The following is a 22,448-nucleotide window of genomic DNA, read 5'->3' as shown; positions in this document are numbered from 1 at the left end:
ATTTTTTTATCCCCACTTGTGAATTTTGAAGGATAAAATGATATCATTCTAATAACTACAGTTTAGGAGGATTTTCATGTCAATCGCTGATGAGTTGTATGAAGCTTATATTGAGAAAGTGCCTTTAGCACTGGGAAGCATTGATGTTCAGTCAATTGAAGAGGCTTATCAAATTCAGGATAAGGTTCTGAAATTGAAAGTTGAAGATAATGAGGAAGTGCTGAGAGGATACAAGGTCAGTTTAACGAGCAGAGAAACACAGGAGATGTTTGACCATGATGAACCGCTCTATGGTGCATTTACACAAAAAAATATAATCAGTAATGCATCACTGTCAGATTATAATGTACCTAAGCTAGAGATGGAACTGGTGTTTTTAGTACAGGAGGACCTTACAATAGATGATACTGCTGAAGATATTTTAAGGAAATGTCTGATTGCTCCCGGCCTTGAAATACCAGATGGACGTTATGAAGACTGGTTCCCGCACGCATCAAAATATGAAGTGGTTTCTGACAGTGCCGTGGCAGGCAGTGTCACTTTCGGCAACAGTGATTACTTCAACTATAAGAATTTGGATGATATTAAAGGTACATTGAAATTCAATGGTGAAGTGATTAAAGAAGGACGCTCAAGCGAAGTCATGGGACATCCGGCTGAATCGGTAAAATGGCTGATCCATAAGCTCCATGAAGAAGGCAAAGTGATTGAAGCCGGGTGGATTGTTTCTTCCGGCACGTTTAATTTGCCGATCGATCTGGAAGAGGGTACGTATGAAGCGGAATATGAGAATATAGGCACTGTGACTCTCGAAGTGACATAAAAATCGTAAGCCTGTGCTAAATTCACTCAAAGCTTACGAAATTTGATGTTGAAATCGTAAGACTGTGCCGAGTTCACTCCAAGCTTACGAAACTTGATGCTGAAACCGTAAGCCTGTGCCAAATCCACTCCAAGCTTACGAAATTAGACGCTGAAACCGTAAGCCTGTGCTAAATTCATTCAAAGCTTACGAAACTTGATGTTGAAACCGTAAGCTTATGACAAATCCACTCAAAGCTTACGAAAACAAATAAAACCCGGTGACTCAAACTAATGAGTTACCGGGTTTATTTTTTATTAAAGTTTGACAATCCAGCCGAAAGGATCTTCCAAAGTGCCATATTGAATGCCTGTATAGTGATTGTAAAGGTCTTCCGCAACAGGACCGACCAGGTTGTTATTAACAATATAGTCTTCGCCGTGAACGTTCATGCGGCCGACAGGCGAGATGACAGCTGCCGTCCCTGAACCGAAGATTTCACTTATACTGCCGTCCTGGAGACCGTCACGCAGATCGTCAAGAAGGATTTTCTCTTCTTTCACTGTATAACCTTTATATTCAGCAAGCTGGATCAAAGACTTTCTTGTAATACCTGAAAGGATGGAGCCGTTCAACTTTGGTGTGATCAGTTCGTTATTCCTGACGAAGAAAATATTCATGCTTCCGACTTCTTCGACATATTTCTGTTCAACACCGTCCAGCCACAATACCTGTTCGTAACCAAGTTCTGCGGCTTTCTGCTGTGCAAGAATACTTGCAGCATAGTTACCGGCACACTTGATGGCGCCGACACCGCCGCGTACTGCACGGACGTAGTCATCCTCGACATAGATGCTTGTCGGATCCAGCTGACCGCCGTAATATCCTGCAACAGGGGATAGAATAATATTATATTTGTATGTTCTTGCAGATCTGACGCCTAAAAAGGCTTCATCTGCAAATATGAACGGACGAATATATAAAGACTGTCCGGGACCGTCAGGCACCCAGTCACGTTCTAATTTAATCAATTCATAAAGTGCATTCAAGCTGGTCTCCTCATTGATCTGAGGCATTGCAAGACGCTCTAAAGAGGTATTCAGCCGTTTGAAGTTCTCATCCGGTCTGAATAATAAAATGTCATCACCGTTCTTGTATGCTTTCAAACCCTCAAAAACAGATTGTCCATAATGGATACCGTTTGCAGCGGGAGAAATCTCGAGATTTTTATACGGTACAATGGCAGGTTCTTCCCACCCATGCTCAGGTGTATAATCGGATGTGAACATATAGTCAGTAAACACAGTTCCAAATTTCACCGTTGATACATCTGGTTTTTCTTTCAATGAATTTGCTTTCTCGATTTGTATTGTTTGTCCCATAATGGACCCTCCTTCTAACTTTAAAACAAGACGCTTGCTTGATTTGAAAATTAGTGTTTATTTTATCAAGTAACCACCAATAAAGCAAGACGTTTTCAGATTATTTAAAATTTAATTTTATTTCTAACAACGACGTATATGAGAAAGGAACTTGTTATAATGGAATTATTGTGAATTTAAACAGGAGGAGTGAAGTGATGAAAACGATAAAACTTGCTGTAATCCCGGGCGACGGTATCGGCCATGAAGTGGTACCCGGCGCACTGACAATATTAGAACGTCTGGCAGAACTGCACGGCGGTTTGAAATTTGAATTTGAACATTACGATTATGGCTGTGATTATTATTTGCAGAATGGTGAGATGATGCCTGAAGATGGTATTGAAAAGCTCAGTGAAAGTGATGCGGTCTTTCTGGGCGCTGTAGGAGATGCGAATAAAGTGCCCGATCATATTTCATTGTGGGGTCTGCTGATAAAAATCCGCAGAGAGTTTCAGCAGGAAATCAACGTCAGACCGGCGAAGGTTTTTGACGGGGTTAAATCTCCGCTCGGGAATCCGAAGGACTTCGATCTGATTGTGGTGAGGGAAAACAGTGAAGGCGAGTACAGTTCAGTCGGCGGACGCATGTTCCATGAAGATCATGAAATTGCGATTCAAAGCAGCGTGTTCTCAAAGCGTGCAACTTCCCAGGCGATGGAGTACGCCTTCAAGCTCGCACAGTCCCGTGGCGCTGCAGTGACGAGCGCGACAAAATCAAACGGTATATATCATGCAATGCCTTTCTGGGACGATGTCTTCACAGAAGTTTCAAAAGGATATCCGGAAGTTTCGACCACTTCCGAACATATTGATGCACTGTCTGCTTCATTTGTCACCCGTCCTGAAAGGTATGACGTCGTAGTGGCAAGTAATTTATTCGGTGATATTTTATCTGATATCGGGGCAGGTATTATGGGAAGCATCGGTATTGCACCAAGTGCCAATCTGAATATAAATGGAAAATACCCCTCCATGTTCGAACCGGTTCACGGCTCGGCGCCTGATATTGCCGGACAAGGCCTCGCAAATCCGGTCGGTCAGATCTGGACTGCTAAAATGTTGCTTGACCACTTCGGATATGAAGATTTGGGCAGTCAGCTGATGAAAGCGATTGAAGATACGTTAAGAGAAGGTATAATGACACCTGATATCGGTGGAAACTCTTCAACAGAAGAAGTGACGGCATCGATATTGAACAGACTGTAAACATAGAAAGAGTAAGGAGGGGGCGGCGTGCAGGAACGTCTATGGACCCGTGATTTCATCATAGTTTTCATATTTAATTTCTTCATTATGCTGGCCATGTTCCTTTTGATGGTAACGATCAGCGGCTATGCGATCGATGAGTTCGGTATCTCGACAAGTAATGCGGGTCTCGCGGCAGGGATATTCATTGTCGGTTCCTTGATCGGCAGAATCGTCACCGGGCATCAGTTGAGTCTGATGGGTGCGAGAAAAATCATGTATATCGGTACACTCATGTTCATCGTTACATACGGACTTTATTTCTTTGCAGGAAACTTCTGGACGCTGCTCATCGTCAGGTTCTTTAACGGGTTTGCGAATGGCGTGGCAACAACAGCAGTCGGGACGATTGCTGCATTGGCACTTCCAGCAAGAAGGAGAGGGGAAGGCATCGGATATTTCAGCCTGAGCTTTGTCATGGCAACTGCGATCGGTCCATATCTTGCCTTCACCTTGCTAGAGTATGTAGACTATCAGATGTTGTTTCTTCTCGTCTTTACCGTCGTATTGATAGCAAGTATCTTTACGATCTTCATAAATACGGATAATGAAACGATCGATCTTAATAAAGAACCTAAACCGAAATTTCAATTTGTTGACAGAGATGCACTGCCGGCAGCAACGACGATACTGATTATCTGTCTGGCCCATTCAACGATTTTTTCATTCATTGCATTATATGCAGATCAGCAGGGTTTAAGTACGGCAGCGGGCTACTTCTTTTTAGTCAATGCGATTGTGATGCTGGTCACCCGGCCGTTCACCGGACGGCTGATGGACCAGAAGGGCGCCAATATCATCGTCTACCCGGCATTCGTCGTTTTGTTCGCGGCTTATCTTGTCCTCGGCAATGCTCAGTCTGGATGGATGCTGCTTCTTGCAGGCGGTTTGATCGGTCTGGGCTATGGTAATTTCCAGTCAATCATTCAGGCATTATGCATTAAGCTCGCAGAACCGAAAAATGTCGGGTTGGCAACTTCGACATTCTTCATCTGCCTGGATTTCGGTCTCGGTGTGGGGTCATATATTTTCGGCCAGCTCGTGCCATTCATAGGATACGGCGGCCTGTATAATTCAATGACGATCATTGTTGTCATTGCAGCGATAATGTATTACATGGTATATGGAAGAAAAGAGAAATATTTGACGGTATAAACAAAACTGAACTTTTGCCTCACCGGCAAAAGTTCAGTTTTCATTTCGGGTCATCTTCGCCGTCCGCTCTCGTGTTGTTATAAATATTGACTGCAAGAAGTATGAACATAAATCCGAATATGATGAATGGATTCAGCAGCGCTTCCTCCAGAATTAAATTCATCACAGCGATCAATAACAAGATGATCATGCCGATAACATAAATTCTTTTGACTGTCTTTTTACTCAAAATAAAAGCCTCCATATTTTATCAGAGAATGTATGATTGTTGTTATTTTAACATAAATGAGGGAATGGTCATTATGAAATATTATATAGTAAGTCATTTTCCGATGCATTTGGTATAATCGGGATGAATATAACAGAGGAAGAGTGATACCATGCCACAGGCTAATAAAAAGATGAAAAATATAGAAGTGCCGGGGACGAGACAGTTCGCCAACCGTGTTGAAGAGTTCCCGGATGCAGTGGATCTGACACTTGGACAGCCGGACTTCGACACTCCCGAGCCGGTAAAGAAAGCGGCGATAGAAGCCATCAATACGAAGTCGATGAAGTATTCACATAACACCGGACTGCTTGAACTGAGAACGGCAATCAGTGATTACTATAAAGAAAGTTATGGTGCAGAGTATGACCCGAACGGTGAAGTGCTTGTCACTGTCGGCGGCAGTGAAGGGATAGACGGTATCCTCAGAGCCATTATCGATCCGGGGGATGAAGTGCTCATTCCGGCGCCGACCTACCTCGGGTATGAACCGATCATCGAACTCAGCGGCGGAGTGACGAAGTTCGTCGACATGACGGATACGGACTTTATTGCCACACCTGAACTGATTGAATCGAATATTACGGATAAAACCAAAGCGGTGCTGCTCAATTATCCGACCAACCCGACTGGTGTGACATATACAAAAGAGCAGATGGATGCTCTGGTCGAAGTGTTTAAAAAGCATGATATCTTTGTCATTACAGATGAGATTTATGGTGAGAACACGTTGGAAAGCGAACATATCAGCTTATCGATGTATCCGGAAATCAAAGAAAAAGCAATCATCGTCAATGGCCTCAGCAAATCACACGCCATGACAGGCTGGCGTATCGGGTATGTTGTCGGACATAGAGTGATTATGGAAGATATTACAGCGGTTCACCTCTATAATACAATTTGTGCAAGCATTCCGAGCCAGTATGCGGCAATTGAAGCGCTGACCACCCAGCTTCACATTCCAAAAGAAATGAATCAGGCATATATTCAGCGCCGGGACTATATTTATAAAAGACTGATCGACATGGGACTTGAAGTATCAAAGCCTACCGGCGCATTTTACATCTTCCCGTCCATCAGCAAGTATGAAGAGGATTCTTTCAAATTTGCCACAGACCTGCTTGAAAATGTTCACCTGGCAGTGGTGCCGGGACGTTCGTTCTCAGAGTACGGAGAGGGGCATATCAGACTGTCTTTCGCCTGCAGTATGGAGGAGCTGACTGAAGCGGCAGACCGTCTTGAGAAGTATATTAAAATACTGGATATGAAATAGAAATTTCAAAACGCCCTCATCATGAGGGCGTTTTTACTTTGTCAAAAAACGGAAAATTGTTGTATCATTTACCAAAAGGATATAATACAAGTGAATACGATATGAAAAGGGGACGAGAATTCATGAATATAAAAGAAATTGCAAAACATGTGCATAATGCGGAAGACAGCCATTATCTCATTGACCGGATCACGGATGATTTCGGTGAGATTACAATCAAAGAGGCTTATGATATTCAGGAGGAAGTCATCAGACTGAAGGAAAATAAAAGACAGAAAATCACCGCGTATAAGATGGGTCTGACGAGCAGGGGCAAGATGGAACAGATGGGCGTCAATGATCCGATTCACGGCAAGGTTTTCGACTATATGGAGAAATATGACGGTGATATATTAAACTTTGATGACTACCTCCATCCGAAAGTCGAAGCGGAACTGGTGTTTATTCTTAAAGATGAAATCAAAGGGACAGATGTCACTATCGATGAAGTGATGGAGTGCACTGAATCGATAATACCGGGGCTCGAAATCATAGACAGCAGGTATAAAAACTTCAAGTTTACACTGCCGGATGTGATTGCAGATAATACTTCAGCCAAAGGTGTCGTCTATGGAAAAGAGAAGTTTTCGCCTGCAGAACATGACCTGAAAAATATCAGTGTCACAATCAACTCTAATGGTGAAGAAAAAATCAAAGGGACGAGTTCGGCTGTCCTTGGACATCCTGCTGAGTCGGTGGCGACGCTCGCAAAGATGCTGCATGAGCGGAATGGTTCCGGTCTGAAGAAAGGCGATATCATATTTACCGGAGGGATGACCGAAGCCATCCTTTTAAACAGAGGTGATGACATCATCACTGAATTCGAAGGTATGGGTGAAGTGAAGTTCAGTATCAGATAGAGACGATGCCATATTAAAATATCTTAATAAAGTTTACTCGATCAAAATAAAGAGGTTGAAAATTAAACGAATATTTACTTCAAATTAAAACTGCATGAACATTTTACCTCTATCATATAGATGTAAGAGGTCATTATTTGATCAAAAATCTTTGGGAGGTCTGCTGTTCATGAATGTCAATTTGTTTAATGACAGGAAATTTACAACTTCATTCGGTGTCGCTTTTGCTGCACTGCTACTTTTATTATCATCACTGTTCACCCCCGCTGCACAGGCAGCCGGCGGCGGAGGACCTGAGGAAGAATCTGCAGAACCGGTCACGGAGCAGTTCATACCTGAACTGACAGATGAAAAGCCGCAAGTGGCGGAAGTCGGGGCAAACAATACACCGAACCGTATCTCGGCTACATTTAAAGGTGATACGACGAGTGAGATGGGATTTAACTGGTATACGACAGATCTGTATGAAGATTCAAAAGTGTGGGTTTCCGAAAGTGGGAACTTTGACGATACAATCGAATTTGAAGCAGAGGCACAGGAAGTGACTTCCAGTTACGGTGAACGTGACGAAAAAGGCTACTATATCTTTGCTGATGTAGAAGAAGACGATGATGGAGAACCTGTGACAGGTGAAGACGGCGAACCGATAATCAACGGCTACTATACCGACGCGCAGGCTCACGGCGGAGACTGGATGTCCGGATCTGAATATGGACAGTTGGATTTAATTGATGTGGAGGAGTATTCCTATAAAGCACAGGCAACTGATTTGGAACCAAACACTACATACCATTATCAAGTAGGCAGTGAGACGGGAGAAATCAGTGAAGTCGGAGAGTTTGAAACGTCGGGTGAAGCAGGAGATCATTTCAAATTTGTTCATTACACAGATACTCAAAATGCATTCTGGAACGAAAATGTTCGTAATGAAGCCGCATTCGGTGCCGACACTTTACAGAAAGCACTGGAAACAGCCGGAGACTCGGACTTTGTGCTGCACACAGGTGATGTGGTGGAAGTTGCTGAAGTTGAAGATGAGTGGGTGGATATATTCGAACAATCAAGACCATACTTCATGCAGTCGGCAATGGCAGTTGCCCCGGGCAACCATGATGAGTATGCGCTGGACTGGAACGATGACCCGGTGACTGAGAAATTCAATGAACACTTCAACGTACCGGTTACAAATGATGCAGTAAGCGGCGGCTCGTACTACTCTTTCGATTATAACGGTGTGCATTTTGTCACTTTAAACACGAACGACAATAAAGAATCCGATGACAATCCGAATGGCGGTGCAATCGGTGAAGAGCAGATGCAGTGGATCAAGGAAGACATTGAACAGGCACGCACAGACGGTGCAGAGTGGGTGGTTCTGAATTACCATAAACCACTTTATTCGAAGTCATACCATTCACTGCAGGATGAAGACGTTCAGCAAATCAGAGAAGAGCTGACAGCACTGATTGATGAACTGGATGTCGACCTGGCACTTCAGGGTCATGACCATGTAATTTCTAGAACACACTCATTGACTCACGTTGACTCTGATGAAAACTTCTCAAACGGTGAAGTTGAAGATGTAGAATCATCCGTCGGCGATAATGGCGTTGAATACTTGGAGAACCCGGAAGGGACGACTTATGTTCTTCCGAATACAGGCGGTACTAAAGAGTACGATGACGTTTATTCCAAAGGTGTCGACCACTTACATGAAGTCAGGCCGGATCTTGACTGGATGACTCAGGAAGATATGGATTACTACAATGATCTGTTTGCTTATGGCAACCAGCCGCAGGAAACGGATACATTTGATGAAACTCATTCAAACAACAGAGATTCAGCTGTACAGAACTTCGCAGTTTATGAGATGGAAGGCAACGAATTAGTAGTGAATATGTATCAGATCGAAGGCGAATTGCTGGAAGGCGAAGAACGCTCAGTAGAATTGGTTGACCAGTTCGGAATCGCTAAAGATACTGAATAATAAAATCTCTGATTGATTTTGAAAGAGGCCGGTTTCCGGTCTCTTTTTTGTGGTGTAATATTTGTGTTCTCCCGACATGGCGCAAAAATGATGTCGGGGCAGATGCGTTCTCCCGACATGGCGTAAAAACGATGTCGGGAGGCAGACAGAACTATCCTCCCCATAAATTGCACTCACTGTGAATCTCGATTAAAATTATGATGAGCGATAAAAACGGAGGGGTTTTAATGGAGTTTCAAAATACGACGGTGGAGCAGTTTTTCACGCCCTACAGCATCGGGGATTTTTCAATCAGTGCGGATGAGAAACGTCTGCTCTTTTCGTCAAATATGAACGGGAAAGTGAATATTTACGGAATGGATCTGCCGAATTATTATCCGTATCAGTTTTCCGGCAAGAATGAGAGCACCAGTTTCATCCAGGCGGCACCGAATGGGGAATATGTGCTCGCAGGTTTTGATAAAGATGGTAATGAAAATCATAAAATTTATGCGATACCACCCGAGGGGGGTATACCTGAGCCGCTGATTGATGCTGCAGACAAGGATAAATTCATGTTTACGAAATTATCCAAAGACGGCTCGAGGGTGTACTATACTTCTTCAAAAGGCAATGACAGCTATTTGAATTCATACGTCTATGACATAGAGAAGAAAGAGGAAACGCTGCTGCACGAGGGAGAGGGGGGTGCAACGCATCTGGTTGATGTCTCGCAGGACGAAAAGAACTCAGTTTACATTACTGCATATGCCAACACTTATATGATCGGTTTTATTAAAACTGAAGCAGGGATTGAGTATTTGACACCTGACATCGAGAAGGTGCATACCGTCAGCAGCATCACTTTCGTCAAAGATGACGAAGCATGGTTTGTGACAAATTATGATTCGAATTACAGTTACCTCGCGAAATATGACCTGACGACAAAATCTTTTGAAAAAGTATTGGATTTCGAACAGGAATCTCTGATGATGATCAAATTCAACCGTTATACGAATATGATGTATCTTATTACACAAAAAGGCGTTGTCCAAAATTTATATTATTATGATTTAAACCATGACCAGCTTGAACCCATTAAAGCACCGGTGACTTCGTTCAGCGGAGTGGTGACAGCACGGAGCGGCGCATTGTATATAAAAGGCACAAGTGCTGCGGTGCCGGTGAATATTTTTAAATACGAAAATGAATCATGGCAACAGATTACTAAGAATAAAGTTCTCGGCGTCGTTCCGAAAGACATGGTCGAACCTGAAGTCATCATTTACAAATCATTTGACGATCTGGAAATCGAGGCATTGCTGTTCAGGGCAAAACCTGAAAATGAGAATGGCTATACAATATTCTGGCCCCACGGGGGACCCCAGTATAATGAGAGTAAGTCATTCAGGGCGATGTTCCAAATATTCTTGAACCGCGGTTACAACATCTTCTGTCCGAACTTCAGAGGCAGTACGGGTTACGGTGCAGAATTCGTCAAAATGGTGGAAGGCGACTGGGGTCACGGTCCGAGACTCGATAATGTCGAGGGCATCAAATGGCTGTTTGAAAAAGGTATTTCGAACCCGGATAAGTTATTCCTTGTTGGCGGCAGCTACGGAGGATATATGGCACTGCTTCTGCACGGCCGCCATCCGGAGTACTTCAAGGCAGTCGTTGATATTTTCGGCGTGTCGGATTTATTCACATTTTACAACTCTGTTCCGGAACATTGGAAGCCGATGATGAAACAGTGGATCGGGGATCCGGTGGATGATAAGGAACGTTTCGAAACTGACAGTCCTGTGACGTACCTGGAAACGATGACGAAGCCGATGCTTGTCATACAGGGCGCACACGACCCGCGTGTCGTCAAGGAAGAGTCAAACCAGATTGTGGAGAAGCTGAGAGATGCCGGGCGCGAGGTTGAATATATAGTGCTCGAAGATGAAGGCCACGGCTTCTCCAAAAAAGAAAATGAAATTCTGGTTTATAAATCAATGCTGGAATTTTTAAATAAAAATCAGTGACATCAAAACCCGCGAAAGCGGGTTTTTAGTGTTGACACAAATACCCCTGTAGGGTATAATGGAATTAATAAATAAGAACCGGGACGGTGATCAAATATGGAAGAGACATTACACGATCATGCAGTGATTCCGCGTACAGATGATGAAAAGGATAAAGTCCAGAAGCGTTTAAGACGTATCGAAGGGCAAGTCCGGGGGATACAGAAAATGGTTGAAGAAGACCGTTACTGTGTAGATATCCTCATTCAGATCAGCGCGATTCAATCCGCACTGAAAAATGTGGGATATGAAGTGACAGAAAGACATATGAAGCACTGCGTCACTGATGCAATCGACAAAGGTGAGGGCGATTCATCAATCGAAGAATTGATGGCGGTATTAAAACAGTTTTCCAAATAAATAAGTAAGGGAGGCCGGAAAAGTGGAAACGAGAGAAAATGCAAGACTGAACGTAACGGGTATGACATGTGCAGCCTGTTCGAACAGAATCGAAAAAGTATTGAACAAGATGGACGGCGTTGATGCAAAGGTCAATCTGGCAACAGAGCAGGCAACCGTTGACTATGATAAAAATAGTATCAAAATAGATGATATTACGAACAAGATTGAAAATTTGGGCTATGGTGTCCAGTATGATGAAGTTGAGTTTGATATTTCAGGCATGACGTGTGCGGCATGTTCGAACAGAATCGAAAAAGTTCTGAACAAGACCGGCGGCGTTTCGAATGCCACGGTAAATCTGGCAACAGAAAATGCTGTAATCGAATATAACTCTAATGTACTTTCTGAAGGGGATCTGATTGCCCGTATCGACAATTTGGGCTACGGTGCCGCGGCAAAGGAAAGTGCTGAATCAAGAGAAGAAAAGAAAGGCAAAGAGCTGTCCAGATTAAAGTGGAAAGTGGTGATTTCTGCATTACTGTCACTTCCATTACTTGTGACAATGCTGGACCATCTATTCGGTATGAGTCTCCCTGCTATATTTATGAATCCGTGGTTCCAGCTGGCATTTGCGACACCGGTACAATTCATACTGGGCTGGCAGTTCTATGTGGGAGCATACAGAAGCCTGAAAAGCTTCAGTGCCAACATGGATGTGCTGGTCGCCATGGGTACGACCGCAGCATTCGGTTTCAGTCTTTTTGAAACATACAGATGGATCATCGGTGCAACAGCCGAACCACACTTATATTTTGAAGCAAGTGCAATCATCATCACTCTGATTTTATTCGGCAAGTATCTTGAAGCCCGTGCCAAATCACAGACTTCAGGTGCTATAAAAGAATTGATGAACATGCAGGCTAAAGAAGCCAGAGTTTTAAGAGACGGCGTTGAAACAATGATTCCTGCAGCAGAAGTCGCAGTAGGCGATGCACTTGTTGTAAAGCCGGGTGAGAAGTTTCCGGCCGATGGTGTGATTACTAAAGGAAGAACGTCAGTCGATGAATCGATGCTGACAGGTGAATCGATTCCGATTGAAAAGAATATTGAAGATAAAGTAATAGGATCGACAATCAACCAGAACGGTAACGTTGTTGTTGAAGCCTCCCGTGTCGGAAAAGACACAGCGCTGCAGTCGATCATAAAAGTTGTGGAAGAAGCGCAGGGTAAAAAAGCGCCTATCCAGAGAATGGCGGATATTGTTTCCGGCTACTTCGTACCAATCGTTATCGGTATAGCGGTTGTGACATTTTTAATTTGGTACTTTATCGCATCACCTTATAACCTGGAGCCGGCATTGATTGCATCAATTACAGTACTTGTCATTGCCTGTCCTTGTGCACTGGGTCTTGCAACGCCGACATCAATCATGGTCGGTACAGGTAAAGGCGCGGAGAACGGTATTTTATTCAAAGGCGGTGAACATCTGGAAAAGACGCATAATCTCGATGCAGTCATTTTGGATAAGACAGGAACAATTACAAAAGGTAAACCGGAAGTGACGGACTTCACAGGTGACGAACATGTATTGAAGCTGCTTGCAGCAGCTGAGAACGGTTCTGAGCACCCGCTGGCAACGGCAATAGTCTCTTATGCTACAGAAAAAGAAATAGAAATTCCTGAAGTGGATGATTTCATGGCGATACCGGGACACGGTATAGAGGCGACTATAGGCAGCGACCGTATTTTGGTCGGCACACGTAAATTGATGTTCGATCAGAACATTGAAGTTGAAAATTATGACTCAGAAATGACACAATATGAATATGACGGTAAAACAGCGATGCTGGTTGCAGTCAATAATCAGATTGCAGGTATTGTTGCTGTGCAGGATACAGTCAAAGATACAGCCAAAGAAGCGATTACTTCGCTGCGTGAGCAGGGACTTGAAGTGATCATGCTTACCGGAGATAACAGACGTACGGCTGAAGCGATCGCAAGAGAAGTGAATATCGATACCGTAATAGCGGAAGTGCTTCCTGAAGAAAAAGCCGAACAGGTTAAAAAGGTTCAGGCACAGGGTAAATCCGTTGCGATGGTCGGAGATGGTGTGAACGACGCACCGGCACTGGCAACAGCAGATATCGGAATCGCAATCGGCACAGGAACAGAAGTTGCGATTGAAGCGGCAGATATTACAATTATGGGCGGGGAACTGACACTGATACCAAAAGCGATCAACTTAAGCCACCAGACGATACGGAATATTAAACAGAATCTGTTCTGGGCATTTGCCTATAACTCGGCTGGTATTCCAATTGCAGCACTCGGGTTCCTTGCCCCATGGGTTGCAGGCGCTGCAATGGCATTCAGTTCAGTCAGCGTTGTCACCAACTCATTAAGATTGAAAAAAGTGAAAATATAATAATATATAATCAATATGGAGGTATTTAATATGAACACAACATCAATTAAAGTAGAAGGCATGACATGCGGACACTGCAAAAGCTCGGTGGAAGGTGCGCTTGGAAAACTGTCCGGCGTAAGTAAGGCGGAAGTCGATTTGGCTGCCAATCAGGTTGCTGTCGAGTACGAAGAAGATAAAGTGACTGTAAATGAAATGAATGAAGCGATTGAAGATCAGGGCTATGATGTAGTACAATAATAAAAACATGAGCTTGTATCTGAAAAAGGTACAAGCTCATTTTCTTTTAAATCTGATATAATGAAGAAACATAATCGGGTGTTATAAGGAGTCATAGGAAGGGGAAGGTCATTTGGTCTTTTTGATCGTATTTTTACTATTCGCTTCATTTTTCTTTTCAGGGAGTGAAACAGCATTAACCGCAGTGGATAAAGTGAAGCTGCAGGCAAAAGTACAGAACGGGGATAAGAAAGCTGCAAAGCTGCTCGGAATCATCTCTAAACCGGGTGAATTCATCACAACGATACTAATCGGTAATAACATCGCCAATATTCTGCTGCCTACAGTTGTGACTGCGATGGCGATAGACTATGGCTGGAGTATAGCGGTTGCGAGCGCTGCAGTCACTGTTACAATTATTTTATTCGCCGAAGTCATACCAAAATCAATTGCCGCAGCATTTCCTGAACAGATTGCCAATATGGTACGGCCGCCGATCACTTTCATCATTATTATCTTTAAGCCGCTGACGCTGATGTTAAATTTGATCACAGACAATATTACGAAAATATTATCAAGAGGCGAGCAGCCTGCATGGACAGTATCCAAAGATGAGCTTGTCAACCTGATTGATATTGCGAATGCTGAAGGTGTCTTAAAAGGAGGAGAACGGAACAGGATAAAAGGTATTCTGGATTTCCGCGATTTAAATGTGAAAGATATCATGTCCACGCCGAGAACTGAGATGGATGCCATCAGGGTGGATGCGTCATATGATGAAGTGCTTGAGACTGTAGTTGGATTGATGCATACCAGATACCCGATCTACGACGAAAGCCTGGATGATATTGTCGGAGTTTTCCATACTAAATATCTGCTTAAATGGTCACTCAGTCCTGAGGGAAATCTGATAGATTTTGCCGATCCCGACCCTCTGACCGTCAAAGAATTTGATGCGGTTGAGACTGTTCTTCGAAAGATGACGAAAGAACGGCGGCATCTGGCGATAGTGCTGGATGAATACGGCGGTACAGAAGGAATCGTCACACACGAAGATATCATCGAAAATATGCTCGGATTTGATATTGAAGATGAAACGGATGTAAAAAGCGATGCTCTTGTAGATAAGATGACGAAAGATGAAATCATCTGCGACGGCAGAATCACTCTTCACCGTCTGAATACACAGTTTGAAACAGAAATTCCTGAGGAAGAAGATACTTTATCAGGGTATCTGTTCAAAGAATTCAACGACATTCCGGTCCAGGGAGACGTTTTTAAAAATAAAGAACTCGGACTCAGGTTTGAAGTCGTGGTCATGGAAAGTCAGACCATCCGGACCATCCGTATTTTAAAAGAAGAATCGGATGATGAAGTGTCAGATGGAAATGGAGATTAGAAAATCAGCCTGGAATGAACCGGGCTTTTTATTATGCAGCAAATAATGGTAAGATTGATATTATTTAAAATAGAGGGCGCAAATATGAAAAAATATGCTGTTATATTGGGTTTTGTCATTGCACTGGGCAGGTTTTTATATAAACAAGATAAGAATATCCAGGTGAATGAACGTGATTTTACCAGTGACAGAATACCGGAAACTTTTGACAGTTACAGAATCATCCACGTCTCCGATTATCACAATGCATGGTTCGGCTGGAAAGCAAAAGATCTGCTGAATAAAATCCGTCAGGCCGATGGAGACATAATATTAATTACCGGTGATATCATAGACCGGAGAACTCCTAACCTCAGACGGTCGAAGTTTTTTATCAGACAGGTGGCTGAAATTCTGCCGACTTACTATGTGACCGGCAATCATGAAGCACATTATAAAAGATGGTTTAATTTGAAAAAACACATTACAGAATCCGATATGGAGAATTTGAGCTTTTCATCGGCAAAACTGTTTAAGGACGGAAAAAGTATTAATCTGGCCGGCATGCCTGATCCATGGTTTTTAGGTGATGAGGAAGATCCTGATGTCCACTTGTATTTTGAGAGAATGCTGCAGCAGCAGGTTGACAGCCTGCCGGAAGGCTTTACGATTTTAATGTCTCATCGTCCGGAGTTGTTTCATATATACAGTAAATATGAACTGGACCTGGTTTTATCCGGCCATGCCCATGGCGGCCAGATCCGTCTGCCGTTTGCAGGCGGTCTTTATTCACCACATCAGGGCGTACTGCCAAAATATACTCAAGGCACACATTATAGAAACAAAACGACATTATCCATCAGCAGAGGGCTCGGCAACAGCAGGTTTCCTTTCAGGGTATTCAACCGCCCTGAAATCGTTGTAATAACATTAAAAAAGAAATAATTGAGGTGGTATGAGTGGTTGAGCAGCTGACAGCATATGTCATCGTCATGTTCGTACTGGCGATGGTGCCCGGTCCCGATATGATGATAATCATGAAAAATACACTGTCAATGAACAGATTGGCAGGGAGAATAACGCTTACAGGCATACTCGCCGGGCATCTATTCTGGATTGTCATTTCAGTTGTCGGGCTGGCAGTGATCATTGCCAATTCCCCCGCGATTTTTAATGCGATCAAGTATTTAGGTGCATTTTACCTGATCTATATCGGTATTCAAAGCATACGCGCAGGTGTACTTGTACCCAGTCAATCGATAGACCATATTGATTCCCTGAAAGAGACAGTCAGCCGGAAATCTCTGATGCAGTCATTCAGACAGGGATTTGTCGCAAATATTTTGAATCCGAAAGTGTTGATATTATATATGACAATCATTCCCCAGTTCGTGGCGGGTGAGGCACAGACAACACTAGGGTATAATCAGCAGATACTTCTGCTTGCGGCGATACTTCTCATTGTTTCGATCATATGGTTTATGACAGTGGTTGAACTTGTGAATCTTCTGAAACGCTGGATGAAATCCCATGTATTTCAAAACTGGCTCAGTAAAGGTGCCGGTGCCGTCATCATCTTCTTCGGCATACGGACATTATTTTGGGGATAGCCGGTCACTGAAGGGACTGAAGGCTTAATGAGAATGATAATGTAATTGAAATGAAGAAGGCATAACCCACTCAGGGTTATGCCTTCTTCATTTCAAAACTTTAATCAAAAAACACCATATCGACACTATCTTCAGCAGTGATTACGTCTGTTTTTTTCAAGTATTGTTCCATCTTATCAAAATCGACTTTTGCACCGATGCCCGGCTCGTCGCTGACCTGGACCACGCCATTTTCAGCAACGACTTCAGGTGTGATGATATCCTCTTTCCAGTAACGGCTGGAAGAAGCGGTATCGCCCGGCAGTGTGAAGTTGGACAGTGTCGTGATAGCAATGTTATGCAGTCTGCCGATACCGGCTTCAAGCATGCCGCCGCACCATAAGGGAATGTTGTGCTCTGCCGCAAGGTCATGGATTCTTTTCGACTGTGTAATACCACCGACGCGTCCGACTTTGACGTTGATGATTTTACAGCTTCCGAGTTCTATTGAAGCTTTCGCAGCCTGATAGCTGTCAATGCTTTCATCCAGACAGACCGGTGTCCGAATTTCTTTTTGCAGTTTGGCATGGTCGACAATGTCGCCCGCTGCGAGAGGCTGTTCAATCATCATCAGATTGAATTCATCCATGGATTTAAGCAGTTCGATATCATCCAGAGTATATGCAGAGTTTGCATCCACCATCAGCGGAATGCCCGGAAACTTATCTCTTATTTTCCTGAGCATTTCAACATCGCGTCCGGGTTTTATTTTCACTTTGATGCGCTTGTAACCTTCTTCGACCTTTTCCTCGATTCTTTCAAGAAGCAGTTCATCGGTATCTTCAAGCCCGAGGGATATGCCGACATCCACTTCAGCTTTCTTTCCGCCGACAGCTTCGGCCAGCGTCATATTATTTTCTTTGGCATATAGATCCCATACGGCACCTTCGATGCCTGCTTTCGCCATATTATTCTTTTTGAAAGGCGCGAGTAAATCCCATACTTCATCAGGATGTCCGATTTCATTTTTGATGATGATCGGGGCAAAGTATTTTTTCATCGCAATCAATGCACTGTCCATGAATTCCTCTGAATAGAGAGGGTCTTCACCAGCAACACATTCACCGAAGCCTGAAAGGCCGTCGGTATTTACAGCTTCAACAATCGTGATGAATCTCTTCTTCTGAGAGCCGAAACTCGTTGTAAATGGATTTTTCAAATCCATCTCCAATTGATGCAGTTTAATTTCTTTAATCTTCATGATATTCCTCCTAAACAGGTCCAAAATCAATAGCAACAAGAACAATGAGATAAATAACGCCTAATATATACCATATTACCACTAATGGTAATGCAAACTTAAGCCATTTCACAAATGGCACCCCGGCGATAGCCAAGTTTGCCATTAAGACACCAGATAATGGAGTGATGATATTAGTGAATCCATCGCCCATTGTATAGGCTTGTACAGCTATTTGTCTTGGGAAATCCATAATATCCGCCAGTGGCCCCAGAATAGGCATTACAATAGCAGCCTGACCACTGCCGGAAGTGACGACCAGGTTGAATAGACCATTTCCGATAAACATCATAATCGCACCCATCGTGCTTGAGAAAGGTTCCATGACAGCTGACATGCCATTTACGACAGTATCAAGAATCATGCCATCTTCTAGAATCACAACGATGGATCGTGCCATACCTATAATCAATGCACCGTAAAGAACACTTTGTGCCCCTTTGATGAACGAACTGACCATATTGTTGATATCGATACGGCCGATAATTGCTGTGGCCAGCATAATGACAAGAAAGACGGCTGCCATTTCTTCCAGGTTCCATTCAGCCACAAATACACCGGTGACATATGCGGCAATACCGAGAAATAAAGTTAACAGAACAAAAACATGAACTGGCTTCATTTTCTGGTTTCCAACCGTCAATTCTTCTGAGGATTCTTTTGGGAATGGATTATCTTTTAAAATGCCGCTGTGCTGGTCTCTTTTCAGTTTTTTTGAATACATGATGACGTAAATCATTGTTACGATTAACGTCACAGTATACATTACAGTACGTTCAGGTGCACCTGAGAAAATAGGTATGCCTGCAATTTCCTGTGCAAATCCGACTGTCAACGGATCCAGTATTGCCACGGCAAATCCGGTGTAGGCACCCAGGTAAATAATGGATACGCCGATTATCGCATCCATGCGCATGGACCGTGCCAAAATGATACCGAGAGGGATAAAAGCAATAACTGCATTGACGATAATTCCGAGTGTACCGAAAACAGAAAATACAAACATGATTAAAACAATCAGCAGCCATTCTTTGTTCTCTGTGATTTTAATGATTTTTGTAACCAAAGCATCGATTGCACCGGTCTTTTCTATTACTGCAAATACACCACCGATAATTAAGACAAGGAATATCAGATCAGCAGTGGAAATCAAACCTGTGACGATGGCTTGGAAAACATCAAGAAAACCTGCAGGGGCAGAATCGATGACGCTGAAGGTCCCCGGAACAATTACATCAATGCCTTCTGCCGATTCTTCGGTTTCAAATTCCCCGGCAGGTATGATGTAAGTTGCAAGCGCTGCGAGCACAAGAAAGAAAAATAAAATCCCGTAAGCATCGGGCAGCTTCAACCACTTTGAAGTCTTTTTATCTTTTTTATTTTCATCAGACATTTAATCCCTCCACATTGAATTTATAGTTTTATAAGTTTATATTAAATATAATAGTGTGATAATACAAATAATTTCAGAAAGGAAATTTTAATGAGTAATGAAAAAGTTTTAGAAGTTTTCAACCATATGCATGAAAATCCGGAGCTGAGCAATGAGGAACATGAAACGACGGACTATATATTCAATTATTTGGAGCAGGAGGGTTTCAATCCTGTTAAATTTAAAAATATCACCGGCCTCTATTGTGACATGGGTATGTTTGACAATGACCATCCCACAATCGGTGTACGTGCGGATATCGATGCATTGTATCAGGAAGTGGACGGGGTGAAACGCGCTAATCATTCCTGCGGACATGATGCGCATACAGGGATGGTCGTCGGTGCGATGCTGAAGCTTAAAGATCATGAAACATTGAACTCGAAGGGCATAAGATTCATCTTCCAACCGGCTGAGGAGGTCGGTACAGGTGCATTGGCGGTGGCAGATGAAGGCATCATCGAGAATCTGGATTATTTATTCGGCATCCATCTGCGTCCGATTGAAGAAGCATCGATGGGAGAGGCGTCACCGAGTATCGAGCACGGTTCTGCTGCATCACTGGAGTTTAAAATAGTGGGGGAGGATGCCCACGGTGCACGCCCCCATTTAAACTACAATGCAATCGAAATCGGTGCGGATATCGTGAATATGCTGTCCAAAATCCATATCAACCCGATCATCCCCTCATCAGTGAAGATGACAAAATTCATCTCCGGCGGCAAATCGTTGAATATCATACCGGGCATTGCAGAATGTGGAATTGATCTGCGGGCTCAGACGAACGAAGAGATGGATAATCTAAAGGAGCGTGTCTTTAAAATATTGAAGTATGTTGAAGACTTCTACAACGTATCAATTGAAGAACAGAACTTCTCAAGTATTGTTGCGAGTGAAAGCAACGAAGAAGCGATTCAATATTTGAAGGCGGGTATTATTGAGGCTGTCGGCAAGGAAAAACTTATGGAACCCATCATTACAAGCGGCGGGGATGATTTCCATTACTATACAGTGAAATATCCCGATTTAAAAGGTGCAATGATCGGCCTCGGCTGCGACCTTAAACCCGGCCTGCACCATCCAAATATGACATTCGACCATGGTGCGATGGAAATTGGATCTGAAATCATTTACCAGTCCATTTTAAAAGTAGAATAAAAAGCATTATTCCTATTCAAAAGGGTAATATAACTTTGAATAGGAGGGATGTTTTATGAAAGAAATTTTTTCTTTATTCAAAAAAGGAAGCATGGCATCTTTGACAGCGGCTGTCGTCAACTTTTTTATCGGATTATTGAAGGGCGGCGCATTTTTCCTTACCGGAAATGTTGCGATGTTTGCAGAGATGATGCACTCGTTCGGTGACTCCATAAACCAGTTTTTTGTGTTCGTCGGATCAAGTCTGTCCAAGAAGGCGCCGACGAAAAGATTTCCATTCGGATACGGCAGACTGGTCAACCTGGTTTGTCTGTTTGCAATTGTCATTGTAGCAATTTTGTCTTATGAAACGGTCAAAGAAGGCATCAATCACGTTATAGAACCATTACCCCGCGAGACTGACAATATGATGATTTTGATCAGTATCGGTGTGTTGGCAATTTCATTCATTTTAGAGACAATGGTTTTATATAAGGCAGGTAAAGAATTATTACAGCAGGCGAATCAGCCGTATGATGGTTTAAAACCACTGACTACGAGTTATCTTCATATGAACCGTGCGAAGCCAGCGACTAAACTTGTATTTTTGGAAGATACTGTGGCAACGGTCGGTGCTGTCATTGCAATCATTGCAATTCTGATCGGCCAGTACTTGAATATACCCGTCGCAGAAGGTATCGCTTCAGTCATCATCGGTTTAATGATGTTTTATATTGTTTATAAAGTATTTATGGAAAATGCTGCAGGCGTCCTCGGAGAGAGTGATCCCCATATGGAAGAACGAATTTCCTCAATTGTACTCAATCATGATGAAATCAGGGACATCAGAAAGTTGATTGTTATGAAAGAGGGCGATGATTTACATGTGGAAGTGGTTGCAGAGATTGATAAAAACCATTCAGTAGAACGGGCTAATGACATCAGAGATGAAATCGAAGAGATTATAATGAAGCAAAATCATGTTGCTGATGTGAATATGGAATTTGAAGAGGATGATGGACGCCGGGCATGGCCGCAGCAGATATCCAGGAAAATAACATAAAAATAGAGCATGGATTGTCCATGCTCTTAATTTTCATTATGCGAGTATATTATTTACATTGTCTGTTCTTGTAACGATGAGGAACACAGTTCCTTTATCCATCTCAGATTCATAATTTTCTGCTTCAGTTTCTGAAAAGCCGATGTTTTCCAACTGTTTTCTCAACTGGTCGCCTTTTTTATCGAAAGCACCTTTTACTGCGTCGCCGATACCCATTTCATTGGCACCGATTGTGTTGATGCCGGCATTTTTTGTAATGCGTTTTGTACGCTCATCATCGTGGGAAATGACATAAATATCATTTTCTCCAACGTTTTGTGATTTCAGCTTTTCTATATCTGTTTGCAGTTCTTCATCATTCATATAACCTTTGATAAATGGTTTAGCCATATTTATCTCCTCCAAAAAGTATATTTAAATGACATGCACTATACTCATTAAACATACTTAAAGAAAATTAAAA

General features: G+C 42.9%; 20 protein-coding genes. 15 read left to right on the top strand and 5 right to left on the bottom strand.

Translation table 11 applies throughout. The features are described 5' to 3' along the window. Nucleotides 1-76 precede the first annotated feature (76 nt). Entirely contained in the window at nt 77-823 is a 747-nt protein-coding gene (locus tag ACY8DT_RS04150) for a 2-keto-4-pentenoate hydratase (RefSeq protein ID WP_462421670.1), read from the top strand. A gap of 296 nt (nt 824-1,119) precedes the next feature. Here ACY8DT_RS04150 and ACY8DT_RS04145 read toward each other — a convergent pair whose 3' ends face one another. Continuing rightward, a complete protein-coding gene (locus ACY8DT_RS04145) occupies nt 1,120-2,184 on the bottom strand; it encodes a branched-chain amino acid aminotransferase (RefSeq protein WP_462421669.1) in 1,065 nt (354 codons plus the stop codon). Nucleotides 2,185-2,381: 197 nt separating this feature from the next. On the opposite strand from ACY8DT_RS04145, the gene ACY8DT_RS04140 reads away from it, so the two are divergent. After that, nucleotides 2,382-3,431 (top strand): tartrate dehydrogenase, encoded by a 1,050-nt coding sequence (locus ACY8DT_RS04140; protein ID WP_462421668.1) that lies wholly within the window; start codon nt 2,382-2,384, stop codon nt 3,429-3,431. 27 nt (nt 3,432-3,458) lie between these two features. Continuing rightward, nucleotides 3,459-4,625 (top strand): MFS transporter, encoded by a 1,167-nt coding sequence (locus ACY8DT_RS04135; RefSeq protein ID WP_462421667.1) that lies wholly within the window; start codon nt 3,459-3,461, stop codon nt 4,623-4,625. Between the two features lie 40 nt (nt 4,626-4,665). Here the strand turns inward: ACY8DT_RS04135 and ACY8DT_RS04130 are convergent, their stop codons facing one another. Next, complete coding sequence (locus tag ACY8DT_RS04130; protein ID WP_462421666.1) at nt 4,666-4,854, bottom strand: hypothetical protein; 189 nt, start codon at nt 4,852-4,854, stop codon at nt 4,666-4,668. Nucleotides 4,855-5,005: 151 nt separating this feature from the next. Here ACY8DT_RS04130 and ACY8DT_RS04125 point away from each other — a divergent pair, with 151 nt between their 5' ends. The 10 genes from ACY8DT_RS04125 (at nt 5,006) to ACY8DT_RS04080 (ending at nt 17,074) form a co-directional block, all read left to right on the top strand. Next, entirely contained in the window at nt 5,006-6,166 is a 1,161-nt protein-coding gene (locus ACY8DT_RS04125; protein WP_462421665.1) for an aminotransferase class I/II-fold pyridoxal phosphate-dependent enzyme, read from the top strand. 122 nt (nt 6,167-6,288) lie between these two features. Next, complete coding sequence (locus ACY8DT_RS04120; protein ID WP_462421664.1) at nt 6,289-7,065, top strand: 2-keto-4-pentenoate hydratase; 777 nt, start codon at nt 6,289-6,291, stop codon at nt 7,063-7,065. 169 nt (nt 7,066-7,234) lie between these two features. Beyond that, nucleotides 7,235-9,052, top strand: a complete 1,818-nt coding sequence (locus ACY8DT_RS04115; protein ID WP_462421663.1) for a purple acid phosphatase family protein — start codon at nt 7,235-7,237, stop codon at nt 9,050-9,052. Between the two features lie 227 nt (nt 9,053-9,279). Then, nucleotides 9,280-11,061, top strand: a complete 1,782-nt coding sequence (locus ACY8DT_RS04110; RefSeq protein WP_462421662.1) for a S9 family peptidase — start codon at nt 9,280-9,282, stop codon at nt 11,059-11,061. Nucleotides 11,062-11,157: 96 nt separating this feature from the next. Continuing rightward, nucleotides 11,158-11,460, top strand: a complete 303-nt coding sequence (locus tag ACY8DT_RS04105; RefSeq protein WP_462421661.1) for a metal-sensing transcriptional repressor — start codon at nt 11,158-11,160, stop codon at nt 11,458-11,460. A 61-nt stretch (nt 11,461-11,521) separates the two neighbouring features. Continuing rightward, nucleotides 11,522-13,867, top strand: coding sequence for a heavy metal translocating P-type ATPase (locus ACY8DT_RS04100; RefSeq protein ID WP_462422223.1), 2,346 nt, complete (start codon nt 11,522-11,524; stop codon nt 13,865-13,867). A gap of 30 nt (nt 13,868-13,897) precedes the next feature. After that, nucleotides 13,898-14,107, top strand: a complete 210-nt coding sequence (gene copZ, locus ACY8DT_RS04095) for a copper chaperone CopZ (protein ID WP_462421660.1) — start codon at nt 13,898-13,900, stop codon at nt 14,105-14,107. A gap of 112 nt (nt 14,108-14,219) precedes the next feature. Beyond that, nucleotides 14,220-15,485, top strand: a complete 1,266-nt coding sequence (locus ACY8DT_RS04090) for a hemolysin family protein (protein ID WP_462421659.1) — start codon at nt 14,220-14,222, stop codon at nt 15,483-15,485. Between the two features lie 84 nt (nt 15,486-15,569). After that, a complete protein-coding gene (locus ACY8DT_RS04085; protein ID WP_462421658.1) occupies nt 15,570-16,409 on the top strand; it encodes a metallophosphoesterase in 840 nt (279 codons plus the stop codon). A gap of 14 nt (nt 16,410-16,423) precedes the next feature. Beyond that, complete coding sequence (locus tag ACY8DT_RS04080) at nt 16,424-17,074, top strand: LysE family translocator (RefSeq protein WP_462421657.1); 651 nt, start codon at nt 16,424-16,426, stop codon at nt 17,072-17,074. Nucleotides 17,075-17,174: 100 nt separating this feature from the next. On the opposite strand, the gene menC is transcribed toward ACY8DT_RS04080, so the two are convergent. Then, on the bottom strand, nt 17,175-18,314 hold the full coding sequence (gene menC / locus ACY8DT_RS04075) for an o-succinylbenzoate synthase (RefSeq protein WP_462421656.1): 1,140 nt from the start codon (nt 18,312-18,314) through the stop codon (nt 17,175-17,177). A 10-nt stretch (nt 18,315-18,324) separates the two neighbouring features. After that, complete coding sequence (locus ACY8DT_RS04070) at nt 18,325-19,746, bottom strand: YfcC family protein (RefSeq protein ID WP_462421655.1); 1,422 nt, start codon at nt 19,744-19,746, stop codon at nt 18,325-18,327. Between the two features lie 90 nt (nt 19,747-19,836). On the opposite strand from ACY8DT_RS04070, the gene ACY8DT_RS04065 reads away from it, so the two are divergent. Both ACY8DT_RS04065 and ACY8DT_RS04060 read left to right on the top strand, forming a co-directional pair. After that, nucleotides 19,837-20,943: an amidohydrolase gene (locus ACY8DT_RS04065; RefSeq protein ID WP_462421654.1), complete on the top strand. Its 1,107-nt coding sequence runs from the start codon at nt 19,837-19,839 to the stop codon at nt 20,941-20,943. Nucleotides 20,944-20,998: 55 nt separating this feature from the next. After that, nucleotides 20,999-21,985: a cation diffusion facilitator family transporter gene (locus tag ACY8DT_RS04060; RefSeq protein WP_462421653.1), complete on the top strand. Its 987-nt coding sequence runs from the start codon at nt 20,999-21,001 to the stop codon at nt 21,983-21,985. A gap of 36 nt (nt 21,986-22,021) precedes the next feature. On the opposite strand, the gene ACY8DT_RS04055 is transcribed toward ACY8DT_RS04060, so the two are convergent. After that, the gene (locus tag ACY8DT_RS04055; RefSeq protein WP_462421652.1) at nt 22,022-22,375 is read right to left on the bottom strand and encodes a YflT domain-containing protein; all 354 of its coding nucleotides are present in this window, start codon (nt 22,373-22,375) and stop codon (nt 22,022-22,024) included. Between the last annotated feature and the right edge of the window lie 73 nt (nt 22,376-22,448).

The sequence above is a fragment of the Salinicoccus sp. Marseille-QA3875 genome (assembly GCF_054950095.1).
This window is presented reverse-complemented; position numbering and strand designations above follow the sequence as displayed.

Coding starts and splice junctions, on each gene's coding strand:
- copZ (WP_462421660.1), top strand. CDS start 13,898: ATGAACACAACATCAATTAAAGTAGAAGGCATGACATGCGGACACTGC.
- ACY8DT_RS04145 (WP_462421669.1), bottom strand. CDS start 2,184: ATGGGACAAACAATACAAATCGAGAAAGCAAATTCATTGAAAGAAAAA.
- ACY8DT_RS04060 (WP_462421653.1), top strand. CDS start 20,999: ATGAAAGAAATTTTTTCTTTATTCAAAAAAGGAAGCATGGCATCTTTG.
- ACY8DT_RS04085 (WP_462421658.1), top strand. CDS start 15,570: ATGAAAAAATATGCTGTTATATTGGGTTTTGTCATTGCACTGGGCAGG.
- menC (WP_462421656.1), bottom strand. CDS start 18,314: ATGAAGATTAAAGAAATTAAACTGCATCAATTGGAGATGGATTTGAAA.
- ACY8DT_RS04140 (WP_462421668.1), top strand. CDS start 2,382: ATGAAAACGATAAAACTTGCTGTAATCCCGGGCGACGGTATCGGCCAT.
- ACY8DT_RS04055 (WP_462421652.1), bottom strand. CDS start 22,375: ATGGCTAAACCATTTATCAAAGGTTATATGAATGATGAAGAACTGCAA.
- ACY8DT_RS04150 (WP_462421670.1), top strand. CDS start 77: ATGTCAATCGCTGATGAGTTGTATGAAGCTTATATTGAGAAAGTGCCT.
- ACY8DT_RS04070 (WP_462421655.1), bottom strand. CDS start 19,746: ATGTCTGATGAAAATAAAAAAGATAAAAAGACTTCAAAGTGGTTGAAG.
- ACY8DT_RS04100 (WP_462422223.1), top strand. CDS start 11,522: ATGACATGTGCAGCCTGTTCGAACAGAATCGAAAAAGTATTGAACAAG.
- ACY8DT_RS04120 (WP_462421664.1), top strand. CDS start 6,289: ATGAATATAAAAGAAATTGCAAAACATGTGCATAATGCGGAAGACAGC.
- ACY8DT_RS04110 (WP_462421662.1), top strand. CDS start 9,280: ATGGAGTTTCAAAATACGACGGTGGAGCAGTTTTTCACGCCCTACAGC.
- ACY8DT_RS04115 (WP_462421663.1), top strand. CDS start 7,235: ATGAATGTCAATTTGTTTAATGACAGGAAATTTACAACTTCATTCGGT.
- ACY8DT_RS04105 (WP_462421661.1), top strand. CDS start 11,158: ATGGAAGAGACATTACACGATCATGCAGTGATTCCGCGTACAGATGAT.
- ACY8DT_RS04125 (WP_462421665.1), top strand. CDS start 5,006: ATGCCACAGGCTAATAAAAAGATGAAAAATATAGAAGTGCCGGGGACG.
- ACY8DT_RS04065 (WP_462421654.1), top strand. CDS start 19,837: ATGAGTAATGAAAAAGTTTTAGAAGTTTTCAACCATATGCATGAAAAT.